12 protein-coding genes are annotated in these 14,367 nt (G+C 31.1%); 6 read left to right on the top strand and 6 right to left on the bottom strand.

All coding sequences use genetic code 11. The annotated features are described in order from the left end of the window. Together VLC96_RS10915 and VLC96_RS10910 are read left to right on the top strand one after the other, a co-directional pair. Nucleotides 1-1,869, top strand: a 1,869-nt coding sequence (locus VLC96_RS10915) for a cytochrome c biogenesis protein (RefSeq protein WP_325262905.1), incomplete at its 5' end; no start/stop codon positions are given. A 1,416-nt stretch (nt 1,870-3,285) separates the two neighbouring features. Further along, on the top strand, nt 3,286-3,831 hold the full coding sequence (locus VLC96_RS10910; protein WP_325262903.1) for a glutathione peroxidase: 546 nt from the start codon (nt 3,286-3,288) through the stop codon (nt 3,829-3,831). Nucleotides 3,832-3,915: 84 nt separating this feature from the next. Here VLC96_RS10910 and VLC96_RS10905 read toward each other — a convergent pair whose 3' ends face one another. The 4 genes from VLC96_RS10905 to VLC96_RS10890 form a co-directional block, all read right to left on the bottom strand. Continuing rightward, nucleotides 3,916-4,110 carry a hypothetical protein gene (locus VLC96_RS10905; RefSeq protein ID WP_325262901.1) on the bottom strand — a complete coding sequence of 65 codons (195 nt, stop codon included), beginning with the start codon at nt 4,108-4,110 and terminating at the stop codon, nt 3,916-3,918. A 98-nt stretch (nt 4,111-4,208) separates the two neighbouring features. Beyond that, nucleotides 4,209-5,156, bottom strand: a complete 948-nt coding sequence (locus VLC96_RS10900) for a tRNA dihydrouridine synthase (RefSeq protein WP_325262899.1) — start codon at nt 5,154-5,156, stop codon at nt 4,209-4,211. Nucleotides 5,157-5,252: 96 nt separating this feature from the next. Then, on the bottom strand, nt 5,253-5,429 hold the full coding sequence (locus VLC96_RS10895) for a hypothetical protein (protein WP_325262897.1): 177 nt from the start codon (nt 5,427-5,429) through the stop codon (nt 5,253-5,255). An 82-nt stretch (nt 5,430-5,511) separates the two neighbouring features. Next, nucleotides 5,512-6,009, bottom strand: coding sequence for a GNAT family N-acetyltransferase (locus tag VLC96_RS10890; protein ID WP_325262895.1), 498 nt, complete (start codon nt 6,007-6,009; stop codon nt 5,512-5,514). Between the two features lie 94 nt (nt 6,010-6,103). Between VLC96_RS10890 and menD the strand changes: the two genes are divergently transcribed. Continuing rightward, a complete protein-coding gene (gene menD / locus VLC96_RS10885; protein WP_325262892.1) occupies nt 6,104-7,765 on the top strand; it encodes a 2-succinyl-5-enolpyruvyl-6-hydroxy-3-cyclohexene-1-carboxylic-acid synthase in 1,662 nt (553 codons plus the stop codon). Between the two features lie 64 nt (nt 7,766-7,829). On the opposite strand, the gene VLC96_RS10880 is transcribed toward menD, so the two are convergent. Continuing rightward, nucleotides 7,830-9,182 (bottom strand): M28 family metallopeptidase, encoded by a 1,353-nt coding sequence (locus VLC96_RS10880; RefSeq protein WP_325262890.1) that lies wholly within the window; start codon nt 9,180-9,182, stop codon nt 7,830-7,832. Between the two features lie 437 nt (nt 9,183-9,619). Here VLC96_RS10880 and VLC96_RS10875 point away from each other — a divergent pair, with 437 nt between their 5' ends. From VLC96_RS10875 to VLC96_RS10865, 3 genes are all read left to right on the top strand, one after another. After that, nucleotides 9,620-9,961: a DUF2853 family protein gene (locus VLC96_RS10875; RefSeq protein ID WP_325262888.1), complete on the top strand. Its 342-nt coding sequence runs from the start codon at nt 9,620-9,622 to the stop codon at nt 9,959-9,961. Nucleotides 9,962-10,109: 148 nt separating this feature from the next. Then, nucleotides 10,110-11,699, top strand: coding sequence for a family 43 glycosylhydrolase (locus VLC96_RS10870; RefSeq protein ID WP_325262886.1), 1,590 nt, complete (start codon nt 10,110-10,112; stop codon nt 11,697-11,699). A 154-nt stretch (nt 11,700-11,853) separates the two neighbouring features. After that, nucleotides 11,854-12,708 (top strand): CvfB family protein, encoded by an 855-nt coding sequence (locus tag VLC96_RS10865; RefSeq protein WP_325262883.1) that lies wholly within the window; start codon nt 11,854-11,856, stop codon nt 12,706-12,708. A gap of 701 nt (nt 12,709-13,409) precedes the next feature. Here the strand turns inward: VLC96_RS10865 and VLC96_RS10860 are convergent. Beyond that, a complete protein-coding gene (locus VLC96_RS10860; RefSeq protein ID WP_325262880.1) occupies nt 13,410-14,264 on the bottom strand; it encodes a DUF3943 domain-containing protein in 855 nt (284 codons plus the stop codon). Nucleotides 14,265-14,367: the final 103 nt, after the last annotated feature.

The raw sequence follows: 14,367 nt of genomic DNA, 5'->3' as shown, positions 1-14,367 counted from the left end.
ATTTTGTTTGTTAAACATTCTCGTTTTGCCGATTTGAAAAGAAAATTAGATGTGGTGAAAAAGAAAAAAGCCAAATTATTGACTATCCTAGTTTTATTTTTAAGTATAACTAGTTTTGCACAAGAGCATAATCACGACCATGAACATGAGCATCAGCACGATGACGCGAAAACAGAGGAATCACATTCAGGTCATATACGAGTAAAGCCTACTCAAAAACAATTAGATTCGGTGTTGAAGTCTTTTACCGTTACCAAAGAACATGCAGCAAAATTTGGAAGATTGATTATCCAGGATGCTGGCGGTAGAATGAAACCTATTAATACTTTTTCATCAGAATTGTTGCGAAAAGTTAGTCATTCAGATACTTACAATGGAATGAATTCTGATCAGGTATTTTTGTCAATGACACAAAGTGCCCAATTATGGATTGAGATTCCTTTGATTTATATCAAATCAGGAAATGATAGTATTCGTAAAATAATTGGAATTGATGCTAAAGATAAATTTGCTCCTTTTATTGCTTTTTTTGATGAAAAAGGAAATTATAAATTATCGCCATATTTGGATGCCGCTTACAAAGCTGCCAACCCAAATCAGTTTGAAAAGGATTTTGTCGAAACTGATAAAAAAGTAAACTTGATGGAATCAGCCTTAAGCGGAAGCATTTTGAGGATTTTTCCAATACCAAATGATCCAGGCAATAAATGGATATCCTATTTAGAATTGGAACATGCAGGTTTAAAAGGAATGGATTCTACTTATACTAAAAGTATTCTGCCACTTTATTTTGGAACTTTAGGAAATGCTATTCAAACTAAAAATTATAAAACTGCCGATCAATTACTAGAAAGCATCAATGGTTTTCAAAAGAAATTTGGCAGCAAAGTAAGGCCAACTGAAGATAAAATTGATTTGGAAATCACTTATAACAAATATGATTTGCTACAGAAATTGCCTTATTGGTATCTTTTTGCTGCAATTTTGATGTTTGTTTTTACGATTATTCAAATTTTTAAAGATTCTAAATTTATACGTATTTCGGTAAACACAATGCATGTGATAATTGCGGTTCTTTTTCTATTGCATACAGTTACGTTAATTGCTCGTTGGTATATTTCCGGACATGCACCTTGGAGTAATGCTTATGAAGCGATTGTTTACGTAGCTTGGGCGACAATGTTTTTTGGTTTGGCATTTGATGTAAAATCAAAGTTAACGGTAGCTTCAGCAGCTTTTGTAACTTCAATGATCCTTTCGGCTGCATATATGAATTGGATTGATCCTGAGATTGCCAACCTACAGCCGGTTCTTAATTCGTATTGGCTTATGATTCACGTAGCGGTTATTGTTGCAAGTTATGGGCCAACTGCATTGGGAATGATGTTAGGTTTTGTTTCATTGCTTTTAATCTTTTGTACTAACGAAAAAAACAAAGCCAAAATGGAATTGAATATAAAGGAGCTTACAATTATAAACGAGATGTCATTAACCATTGGTTTGATAATGTTGACCATCGGAAACTTCCTTGGAGGGCAGTGGGCCAATGAAAGCTGGGGTCGTTACTGGGGATGGGATCCAAAAGAAACTTGGGCATTAATTAGTATAATGGTGTATGCGTTTGTGATTCATGCTCGTTTTGTACCAGCTTTGCGAGGAAAATGGATTTTTAACCTAATGAGCATGTTTGCCTTTATATCTATTTTATTTACTTATTATGGAGTAAATTTCCACTTAGTTGGATTACATTCTTACGCAAGTGGTGAGGCACATTCTTTAAGCTGGATATGGTATTCATTTGGAACAATTTCTTTTATTGGCGCTGTAACTTATCCAAAATATAAAAAGTTTTATAAGAAGATTAAATAAATCAAATTTGCAATGCAAAAAGGGCAATTTTAATATTGGCCTTTTTTTTGTCACAAATTAATTTTTTTTATTTTTTTGGAAATAAATAACAGTACATAACTTATAATATATTGAATAACTGCGTTTTAATCCATTTTTTGTGTCATTTGGACGTTTGTGGCACGGTATTTGAAAATCATATTATAGATAATGATGGTTGTGATCTTGAGTTAGTAAGTTATTTTCATAGTTTAGTTTACAATTAGTTAGTTAAAAATAAAGATTACACCAAAATTATCGGTTTTTATTTGGTTCAAAAGATGCTCTTTTTAAAGGGCATCTTTTTTTTATCTTCCCCAATTTCTTCTAGCTTTCAATATATAATAACAATCCAAAAAGATATAATACTCTTATATATTTTATATTTTTATGTATTTTGTCGAAAAAATATGCATTTTGTGGATAAAGTATAAAATATTTTTTTTATCTTTGGCATATCTATTCAAATAAAGATAGTTATTTAGATTTGTAATTTATTAAATTTTTTAAATTAGTAGGTTAGGTTTAGGAAAAAAATTACATGGGGGAATCTGATGGACTTATCAAATTATTGACAATAAAAATGCTCTATTTTGGAGCATTTTTTTTTTGCTTAATTTTCTCTGAACAATCTCACTTTTATTTTTGCTAGCAAATGATTTAATTTATTGAAAGTTCTTTAAACCAATCTAAATTTTAAATAGAGAGGCTTTTTTTAAAAAATTAAGTCATTAATTTTATTAAATAATAATTCTTATTAAAAAAAGAAAACTATGCATTTAATCGATTTTATTTACTTTTAATAGATTTTTATTAAAAAATAGTATTACATTTGCGATATCTATTCAACAAGATAATTATTTGGATTTGTAGTTTTATTAAAAATTTTAAATTTAGTAGGTTAGGTTTAGGAAAAAAATTGCATGGGGGAATCCGATGAAATTATCAAATTATGATTAAAAAATGCTTCTAATTGGGAGCATTTTTTTTTGCTTTATTATTTCTAGGTTATCCAGTTTCATTTAAAATTATTTAGCAAAAATGTAATTTGATTAATGTTAAATTTGTAAAATTATGTATTTCATCGATTTTATTTACTTTTAATAGAATTTATTAAAAAATAAAATTACATTTGTCATATCTATTCAATAAGATAATTATTTGGATTTGTAATTTTATTAAAATTTTAAATTTAGTAGGTTAGGTTTAGGAGAAAATTGCATGGGGGAATCCGATGAAATTATCAAATTATAACTAAAAAATGCTTCTAATTGGGAGCATTTTTTTTTGGATAGTCATATGTCAAAATCTTCTTTTAGGATCCTTCATTAACTTTATTTTTATTCTAGTTTTGCTAGATTACAGATAATTGTTCTAATTTTATATAAAAATTATATCATGAAAAAATTAGTAATCGCTATCTGCGCAATGTTCTTGTTTAATATTCAAATTCAAGCACAAGTGAAACAAACCATCTATCAATTTAAAGTACAAGATTTATACGGAGAAACTTTTGATTTTGCTTCGCTAAAGGGCAAAAAAGTAATGATTGTTAATACTGCTTCAAAATGTGGATTAACACCTCAGTATAAAGATTTAGAAGCTTTGTACAAAGAGTATGCTTCAAAAGGATTTGTAATCGTTGGTTTTCCGGCAAATAATTTTGCATCACAGGAACCAGGAACTAATGAAGAAATAGCTACTTTTTGCAAATTAAATTATGGGGTTACTTTTCCTATGATGGATAAAGTTTCTGTAAAAGGAGATGATATGTCTCCAGTTTATCAATTTTTGACTCAAAAATCAAAAAATGGTTTGCAAGATTCTGAAGTACAATGGAATTTCCAAAAATATTTAATCAATAAAAAAGGAGAACTAGAAAAAGTAATTGCTCCTAAAACGTTGCCAACAGATCCGGAAGTGGTAAATTGGATTAAAGCGTAGTAATAAAATATTTAGAAAAGTCAATTAAGAGATAATATACAATTTATTCTTAATTGACTTTTTTAAAAATATAAAAATCATTTTTTACGATTCATCTTTTGTTGTACGTACCAAACTGATACCAGAAGTAAAAAACACAATTCCTAGAATTCCGTAAATAATTAAGGATTTGATGTCTCTTGTTTGGCCTGATGTATCTGCAAAAATAACTGCCGCATAAATAAGTCCTGCTATTCCTAAAATGGTAAGCACAGCTCCGAATAATCTTTTTAGGTTCATGATATTTGTTTTTAAGTTGAAACAAATTTATTTGCATTTATGTTTTTTGCTATTACATATTTGCGTTTAAAACTTATAAGATTATGATCTTGAATAGATTACTTTTCCTGTGCAATAACTTCCTTAACAGTTGCCTCGTAATTTCGAATGCTTTTGGATTTTTTAATGTTCTTATGAACTTTGTGTGGATTCGAAAAAATCACCGAAAAATATTCCCATAAGTGATGCATTTTCAATAAAATATGAGTTTGTCCCGACAATGATTCACTATAACCTTCGTATAAAGTATCGTGAAAAGCACTGAATAACTCCATTTTGTTTTTAGGATATTCAACGCTATTATTTTTTATCATGCTTGGCAAAAAAGGATCAGCAATCAAACCTCTTCCAATCATCCAGTGATCTATGGATGGAAAACGTTGTTGCATTTCGTGGAATTTGGCTACTGTTGTGATATCGCCATTATAATATAATTTATGTTTAGTGTTATCAATACATTGCTGAAAAGCATCCAAATGCACACCTCCTTTATATAATTGTTTTCCGATTCTGGCATGAATCGCAATATTTTTGATTGGATATTTATCTAAAATTGGTAAAACATCCAGAATTTCTTCGGTAGTATCGTAGCCCAAACGCATTTTCATAGAAACAATAATATCAGTTTCCGAATGTACTCTGTCCAGTATATGATTTATTTTTTCGGTATTACTAATCAAACCACTGCCCATTCCGGATTTCGTCACCATTGGATAAGGACAACCTAGATTCCAATTCAATTCTTTATAACCTAATTCTCTAACATATTTGGCGACAAATAAAAATTCTTCGGCATCGTTGGTAATTACTTGCGGAATTACTTCTAACGTATCATTGTTTTCGGGAAGTAAATCACGATGATACGAGTTTTTGATTTCCAATTTTCCGTTCAATCGAATGTATGGGGAATAAAAAGTATCAATTCCTCCGAAATATTTATTTTGAGCATTTCTAAAACGAAAATCGGTAAAACCTTGTAAAGGTGATGAGAGCAATGTAAAATCCATAATAATTGTAAAACCGCAAAGATACTATTCTTTATTGGGTTGTGTTTTGAGACTTACTTTTATTATAGATAAACATTTGTTAGGAATTCAGTTTTATTATTTTGCTTGCCAATAGCAACGTTTTGGCGAAAAAATAGATTCTTCCTTTTTTAGTTGATCCATTGCCTTATCTACGACTTTGCGTTCAAGACCTGTTAATTCTACAACTTTACCAGCATTTAAAGGAGTGCCGTCCTTTTTCATTGCATTTAGAACTTGTTCTTTAGCATCCATAATTATTTTTTTTAAATTTTAAATAGTATTATTTGATTTTTCTTTTCTTACGAATAGGTTTCAGAACAAACTCTTTCAAATACTATTCAAAAATCAATTGCATGAACACTGAATGCAACCAACGATCAAATTTATAACCTGATTCTTTAATAATTCCAACGGTTTTAAAACCAAATTTCTCATGAAAACCAACACTGCTTTGATTCTCGGCATCGATTACAGCAATCATCGTATGAAGGTTTTGTTTTTTGGCAAGTTGAATTAATTCGGCTAATAAAAGTTTTCCAATTCCTTTTCCATGGTAATCGTTGCTTACATAAACCGAATGTTCGACAGTAAATTTATAAGCTTCTTTAAATCTAAATTCGCCATACATACCAAAACCAACCACTTTTCCATCATATTCGGCGACAATTACAGGGAAGTTTTTGCTGATTTTGTCTTCCAATATAGTCTTTTGCTGTTCGTAGCTTCGAGTATTGTAATCGTATAAAGATGTTGAATTTAGAATATTGTAATTTATAATATCTAATATTCCTTGAGTATCTTTAGTTTGGTATGGTCTTTGAATGATTTTCATCGAATTAAAATTTGTTTTCAAAATTAAGAAAACTATTTTAGATTACTGAAAAACCCTTACAACTTAGTATATTTGTTACTTTGAAAATTATACAATGACGTATCCCAAAATACCTTTAGCACAAAGCATTCTTCAAATATTTTTAGCCAAAGAAATTACCAACATTATCATATCTCCGGGTTCTCGAAATGCGCCTCTAACGATAGGTTTTGCAAGCAATCCAGCTTTCAAATGTTACAGTATAGCAGATGAACGTGTTGCAGCATTTTTTGCGTTGGGAATTGCACAGCAAACCCGAAAACCAACTGTTATTGTCTGTACTTCAGGTTCGGCTTTGCTGAATTATTATCCGGCGCTTTCAGAAGCATTTTATAGCGAGATTCCGCTTATTGTGGTTTCGGCAGACAGGCCTCAGAGCAAGATTGATATTGGTGATGGACAAACTATTCGTCAGCAGAATGTTTTTGAAAATCATTCTCTATACAACGCTAATTTAACCGAAGAAGCTTCAGAGGAAAATGATATAAAAATCAACGAGGCAATAAATACTGCAATTGATAAAAAAGGACCTGTTCATATTAATGCACCTTTTGAAGAGCCTTTGTACGAAACCATCTCGGAGTTAAGTGTAAAAAGTAAAGTTTTCGCTTCCGCAAATGAGCTGCAGACCATTGATAGTGCAGCTTTATTAGAATCTGCAAATATTTGGAACACAGCAACTCGAAAATTGATTCTTACAGGTGTAAATGAACCAAATTCGATTGACCAAAAAACAATTGATGCTTTCGCAATTGATGAATCGGTGGTGGTAATGACCGAAACGACCTCAAATATTCATCACCCAAGTTTTATAAATAGTATTGATACTATCATCACACCATTTACAGCGGATGATTTTGAAGCATTTCGTCCTGAAATTCTGGTGACTTTTGGTGGAATGGTAGTTTCGAAACGTATAAAAGCATTTTTAAGAAAATACAAACCTAAACATCATTGGCACATAGATTCGTTGAGAGCTTATGATACTTTTGGTAGTTTGAGTAAGCATTTCGAAATAGATCCTAATACTTTCTTCAATGCTTTTTTACCATTAACAGCAAAAATTGAAAGTGATTATTTCAGCCGAATGGATTCGGTTAAAACTTTACGAAATGAAAAACATGAAATCTATCTTTCTAAAATTCCTTTTTCAGATTTAAAAGTTTTTGAGAAAGTGATAAAAGGTCTGCCAAAAAACAGTCAATTGCAAATAAGCAATAGCTCGGCGATTCGATACGCACAATTAATTTCAATCGATAACTCAATCGAAGTGTACTGCAATAGAGGAACCAGCGGAATTGATGGAAGCACTTCCACAGCAATTGGAGCAGCGGTTGGCAATCCAAAGCAAACGGTTTTTATAACTGGAGATATTGGATTTTTATACGACAGTAATGCACTTTGGAATAATTACATTCCGAAAAATTTCAAAATTATTTTGATTAATAATGGAGGAGGTGGAATTTTTAGAATCTTGCCAGGACATGAGGAAACACCTGTTTTTAATACTTTCTTTGAAACCACGCATAAATTAACAGCCGAGCATTTGGCTAAAATGTACAACTTAAATTATAATGTTGCCAATGATGAAACTAGCTTAATTCAAGGATTGGATACTTTATATGCACAAAATGATAAACCAGGAATTTTGGAAGTTTTCACACCAACATTGGAGAATAATGCTATTTTATTGCAATATTTTAAAGAGTTGGTTTAAAATTATATCATTATTATTATATAAAAAAAGCGTCTTAGTTGACGCTTTTTTTGTGTTTGATAATTTATCGAATTGGCTTAGGGAAAACCGCCAAGCTACAATGCCCCAATTCATCAACTGCTTGAACTGCAAAAAAGTAATTGTCTTTTGAGTAGGGGATTTGTACTTGAGTATCTTTGACAAAAATTGTTTTTTGCCATTGCGCTTCTGAGGTGCTTCTAATTAAAATTTGATATCCGAAAGGCGCTTTTTCTTTGGGAGCTTCCCATACCAGTTTTGAAAAATTAGTCAATTCTTTAACTTCAATCCCCACATTTTTAGGAGCTTTCGGTGACCAGGCTAAATTGGCTAAACTAGCTAAATTGGCAGCAGTTGTTTTACGCAAATAATCGAAATCCATAAATTCCGGTAAGTCACCATATTTTACACCATTTTCTGTTCTTAAATCTTGATGTTGGTGATCATAGTTTTCATTCATTTCGCATATACGGACTGCTGTAAAGCCATTTTGGCTAAACGGAGTATGGTCTCCACCGCGCAAAAACCGGTCATTTCTATAGACTAATTCTACTTCCAGTTGCGGGACATATTGCTCAGTTGCAGTTTTGATATATCGGGCTAATTGTCTCGAAGGGCTATCGTTGTCACTATTTATAGCTTTTCGCATTTTAGCTTCCTCTTCAGTTTCTAAATAAGGAATGGTTTCGCTAAACACGCGAACTTTTGTATTATCACTCAATCGTGTACCATTTGATAAACTATTGCCAATCATGTCATTATTAAGCATTGCCAAAATATTCCAATTTTCAGCTTTGGCTATTTCAGCAAGATGTCTTGCTCCATAGAGCCCTTGCTCTTCACCGGTTACAGCGACAAATATAATAGTACATGGAAATGAACGTTTACTCATAATTTTCGCAAGTTCCATCATTGCAGCTACACCAGACCCATCATCATTTGCTCCTGGGGCATCTGCAGTAATATTCATAACATCCGAAACACGTGAGTCCAAATGACCGCTGATGATCAGTATTCTGTCATCTTGTGGGTCGGTTCCTTTTAATGTTGCCATTACGTTTCCTAACTGACTATCAACGGGAATTCGCTTTCCATCTGCTTTTACAGTAAAATAATCAATTTTTGACGTAAGTCTTCCATTTGATTCTAAGGCATATTTATCAAATTCTGATTTTACCCACGCCTGAGCTGCGCCAATACCGCGAGTTTTACTTTTAGTGTCACTCAAGGTGTGTCTGGTACCAAAAGAAACCAGTTTTTTTATGGTGATTTCTAAATTTTCAGCTTTAACTTCAGTAACCATCTTGTTTATTTCAGGATCGTTTAAAACGGTTTGTGAAGATAAAATAGAAGTAAAAAAGACTAAAGGGATGGAATAAATGATGGATTTTAGGCTCATAATTCATTGTTTTGGTTCGAATCAAATTTACTGAAAATAATAAACGGAATTAGTTACTATACATTGAATCAAAAAAGAAAATACAAGTGTTACAATTCACGTTTTTGGCAAATCCAGAAAATGCAATGGAAGGTAAATAAAAATCTGCAATAGAACAGTTTTTTTGAAACTACAGTCGGATTATAAAATATCAGTTATTGTAAGTATAATTCTGGTTTTTATATAATGAAAAATCCACGCCTTTCAGTAAAATCTTTGATGATAAAGTAGTACTAAGGCTTAAATATATTGTAAGAGTAATTTTTAATATAAAATTTTATTTAAATTTTAAAAATGATATTTTCATGAAAAAATAATAACTAAAAATCGCACACATAAATAATAAATCATTAAATTTGAGCTAGTTATGAAAACGAAACAAACTTAATTTTATAGTTATGGGGGCAAAAGATAAATTAATTGTGAAGTATGCAACGGACTTGAAAGAAAAATGTGGAATTAATCCAGATATGGAATTATTGACAAAAGTGACTATAGGTTGTGGTCCGTCTATTTACAATCCTGATTCTTCAATTATTGCTGGCACACAACAATCAGAAATTGTAACTGTAAAGAAAAATTTTCTAATTAAGAAATTGGGTCTGCCCGATAGTCCGGAACTAAAAGCAGGAATCGATACTGTCCTAAAACAGTATGGTGAAACTAATAAAAACAAATATCGTGCAGTAGTTTATTATTTGTTGACACTGCATTTTGGAAAGGAAAGTGCTTATAATTAAAAATCAACATTCTATGAGAAGCGTCTATTAAGGCGCTTTTTTAGTTTATATACTTTAGAATTATTTATTAAAAAATATATTCAGGACAGAGCAGGATGATTTTGATTAATATGGATCTTAATTTTAGCATTCAGCAATAGAAAAAATTATGACGAATCTCCTCAAAAATTTCCTTACCCTTCTTTTATTTATTTTTCCAATAATAATAAGCGCTCAATTCAAAAATATTAAGAATGATATTTTTTGGGATACTCAAAACCGAACGCCAATCTACAGTCAGGGAGGTGGAATTTTCAGATTTCAAGATCCAACATCGGGAACTGAAAAATATTATTGGTATGGCGTGCAATATAAAGAAGCAGCTATTTACAGAAAAAATCCTTCTGTAACTTTAAAAAATGCCACTTTCGAATCAGTTACTTGTTACAGTTCTACAGATCTTGTGAATTGGACTTTTGAGCAAAATGTTTTAACCGAACAAACGGCATTTCCTGATGGAAAACCAACTTGGGTAGGACGTTTGGGTGTAGCTTTTATCTCAGAGTTAAAAAAATATGCAATGTTTGTACAACATGGATCAGAAGTATTAATTGCTTTGGCTGATTCTCCGACTGGAAATTTTTCGATGCATCAAAAAATTAATATGGAACCGTTAATTGGAACTACAAACACAGGCGATCAAACGGTATTTACCGATGACGATGGGAAATCCTATCTTGTTTATTCGTATGGAAAAGGACGTAATAAAATCTACGTCTCGGAAATTGGTATCAAAGAAGGAAAAGTAAACTTATTGGATTGTACAAAAGTATTTCAAGGACAAAGTCGCGAAGGAAATTGCATGTTCAAATACAAAAACAAGTATTATATGGTTGCTTCCAATATTTATGGCTGGGATTCTTCGTTTGCATATTATTTGGTTTCAGACAACATTAGAGGACCTTATTTGCCCACAAATGATATGCAAATTATGAAGGGAAGTGAAGAAGACTATGCGCATGTCACTCAAACTGGATTTTTTTATACAATAAAAGGAAGCAAACAAGAAACAGTATTGTATTGTGGTGACCGATGGGCAGATTTTGCTGGAAACGGGTTGGGCTACAATCAATGGTTTCCACTTTCGTTTGATGGCGATATACCTTATTTCAATTCGCTTAGTTCTTGGAATTTAAATGAAAAAACAGGAGAATGGACAGTGGGAGCTGATAATAATTTTGTAAAAAACGGTAGTTTTGAAGCTGATCGAAATAAAATTCCAAGTAATTTTAAACCAATACAAGAACAACTTTTAGGTTGGAAAACAGAGATTATAAAAGGAAATAAAATAAGTACTACCGACGAAAGTTCGCCTACTTTAAATTTTTTCAATACAGAAGAAGATAGAAAAGAAGTCATAGGAGAGAAAAGCTTGCAGATTAGTGATAAAGTTGATTTTAGCCGAAAAATTTCCCAAGTAATTTCATCAACGCCTTATGTTGCTTTAAGTGATGGCGTTTATACATTGACTGCCAAGATAAAAAATACCAAAAGTTTTGAAGAACTGACAATGTATGCCAAAAGCAATAACAAAACTTTTCGGTTGAATATAACTGATGTTAATCCTGCTTGGAAAACAATTTCAATTTCAAATGTTACTATAAAAAACAACAAAGTCGAAATTGGTTTTTTAGCCTCTGCCAAAGCAAATTCCTTTTGTGTAATTGATGATATTACTTTAGTAAAAAATAAATTCTGAGTTACCTAGCATGGATAATTTACTTGTAAGTTTTAAAGCCTTTTCAACTCAATAAAATTTAAGTTAGTTATAAATTTTACCTAACATTTCATAGTTTAATCTTTGTACCTTTGCGCTTTATAAAATAGTCGAAAAGGGCAAGAATCTCAAGAAAATGATTGAAATAGGAAAATATAATACGCTAACAATACTGCGTGATACCAAAGTGGGTTTGTTTTTAGGAAATCCAGAAAAAGATCCTAAAGGAAAACACGATATACTTTTACCAAATAAATATGTTCCAAAAGAATTTGAAATAGGTGAGGAGCTTATTGTTTTTGCTTATTTGGACCATGAGCAACGTCCAGTTGCCACTACCTTAGAACCTTATATTTTCCTGAATGAGTTTGCTCTTTTGAGAGTGAATTATATTAACCAAATCGGTGCATTTATGGATTGGGGAATGGAAAAGGATATCCTAGTTCCGTTCAAAGAGCAGGCACGCCCTATGGAGAAAGGGAAACGTTATTTGGTTTATCTTTTTTTAGACGAAAAAACCAATCGTTTAGTAGCTTCTAGTAAATTAAACCAATTTTTAAAAAACGATCATCTTACTGTCGAAAAAGGAGAAGAGGTTGACTTAATTGTTTCGCATATTACAGAATTAGGAATCAACGTTATCATCAATGAAAAACATAAAGGATTGTTGTACAAAGATGAAGTCTATGATGATTCCATCCGCACAGGAGATCGTTTGCGAGGGTATATAAAAAATATCAGACCTGATAATAAAATTGATGTTTCTTTACAAATGCAAGGTTATCAAAGTATAGAGCCAAATGCAGAGAAAATTCTAGATGAATTAAGAGCCAGCAGAGGCTTTTTGCGTTTAACTGATAATTCACATCCCGAAGACATCAAAACAGTATTGAAGATGAGCAAGAAAACCTTCAAAAAGGCAATTGGGGCTTTGTATAAGGAAAAACTAATTGAGATAAAAGAAGACGGAATTTATTTAGTTAAAGAATAAAAAAAAAGAAAGACTAGTCAATATTGATTAGTCTTTCTCTTTTTATTTTTGTTTGTAGCCTCAAAGATATAAACAAAAATAAAACTCTGTTTGTCATTCTTTAAAGTATCTTCTAGTGCATTAATCCTAAATGTATATGTATACTAGTATTACGCCAAATCAGGTACTTTATCAAATGGTTGTCTATAAATCAAGTATTGTTATCATAGACAAAGGCTAAATTTTACATTACGACCATTGGTTATCAATACATTTAAAGTTTACCTTCTTTAGACAATTTCTTATGTTCTAACATAAAATTATTGGATTGTAAATCTTTTTCTTAACCCTAGGTGTTACTTTTTATCAATTGCTATTCTAACAAATGCTTTATTTATTGCTTTGTATTTTAAAATGATTTTTGAATAAATTATATAATTTAAAACCATAAAAATAAAAGCGACAACGATTGTAAACTCACTCAAAAGAACATTTTTAAAGGTTAGTAAATTAGTGAACATTCAGTGCTAATCTGAATTATAATTAACATGGTTTTTTATTGTAAAGCATTGATTAGCAGTATTAAAAGTAATAATAATTTTTTTTCACTACTAGTAAAAACCAAATTATTTTCAAATTTTAACGATAAAATTTAAATTAATTTTTTAATGAAAGAATCAGTTTAATAAAATGATTATCAATAGGTTAAAAAATCTTATGAATTAAAATTGCATATTGAAATTTACTCCCCAAACCGGTCTACGTGCTCCTTGATCAAAGCCAACTGGCGCAACATTCATTTGTGTTTTTACTCTTTCTTTATAACCAAAACTGTCCAATAAAGTATTAAATGGATCCATAAGAGCTAATGAAGTGTAACCCAAAAATTTTGATTTTAGAACACGATGATCATTTCTTAAAATACTTTTTTTAGCATAAAAGAAACCTTCCCCAACAACCGATCCTAATACAGGAGTAATGATAAGGTCTTGCTTAGATGGAATTTCAGCAAAAGCTTCGATTCCGTATTCCCAGAAAAAAGTTGACATGAAGGCTGAATAAAGAAAAGATTCAAAAATGTTAAAACCACTACTTCTGGCTGTCATGTAATAAATACCTCCACAATAAGGATGTGTTATGTAATTAAGAACCCAGTCATCTTCATCCCAAACTGGGCCCGCTTTTACATTTTCTTTCCATTTATGAAAAATTCCATTTTCTTTCATGTCTTCTTTGTCCCAATTGGTCACACTTTCCGGCATTGCATATAGTATTCCAAAAGCCGCAATTGCAGCACCAACATACATTGCACTATCATATCCTAATCTTCTGTAATCCCTATGAGTAGGAGGGTAAGTAGTGCCGTTTTTTAGCATCACTGTAGTATCACCAACGGTTAACATATTATAATAGTTAACTTTTTCTAATTGCGCATCAGAATATGCTAAAGAGTTTTGGGTAAGAAATTCAAGTAATTGATTTGATGTAATAATTGGTTTTTCTACTTGCTGCCCAAAGCTAATGCTGATAGCAAATAAAAATATAATTGATTGTGAAATAGTTTTAAAAGGATTCATTTTTTGAATTAAATGCGGTTAAAAATTGAACCAAGTATATTGGAACTCAAAAATAATTATTTTTTAATGTTTAATTATAACTATTCCAGATTGATTCGAATAG

This window comes from Flavobacterium sp. (assembly GCF_035456085.1).
Classification (GTDB): domain Bacteria; phylum Bacteroidota; class Bacteroidia; order Flavobacteriales; family Flavobacteriaceae; genus Flavobacterium.
The sequence above is the reverse complement of the archived record's forward strand: the minus strand, read 5'-3'. Positions and strand labels throughout refer to the sequence as shown.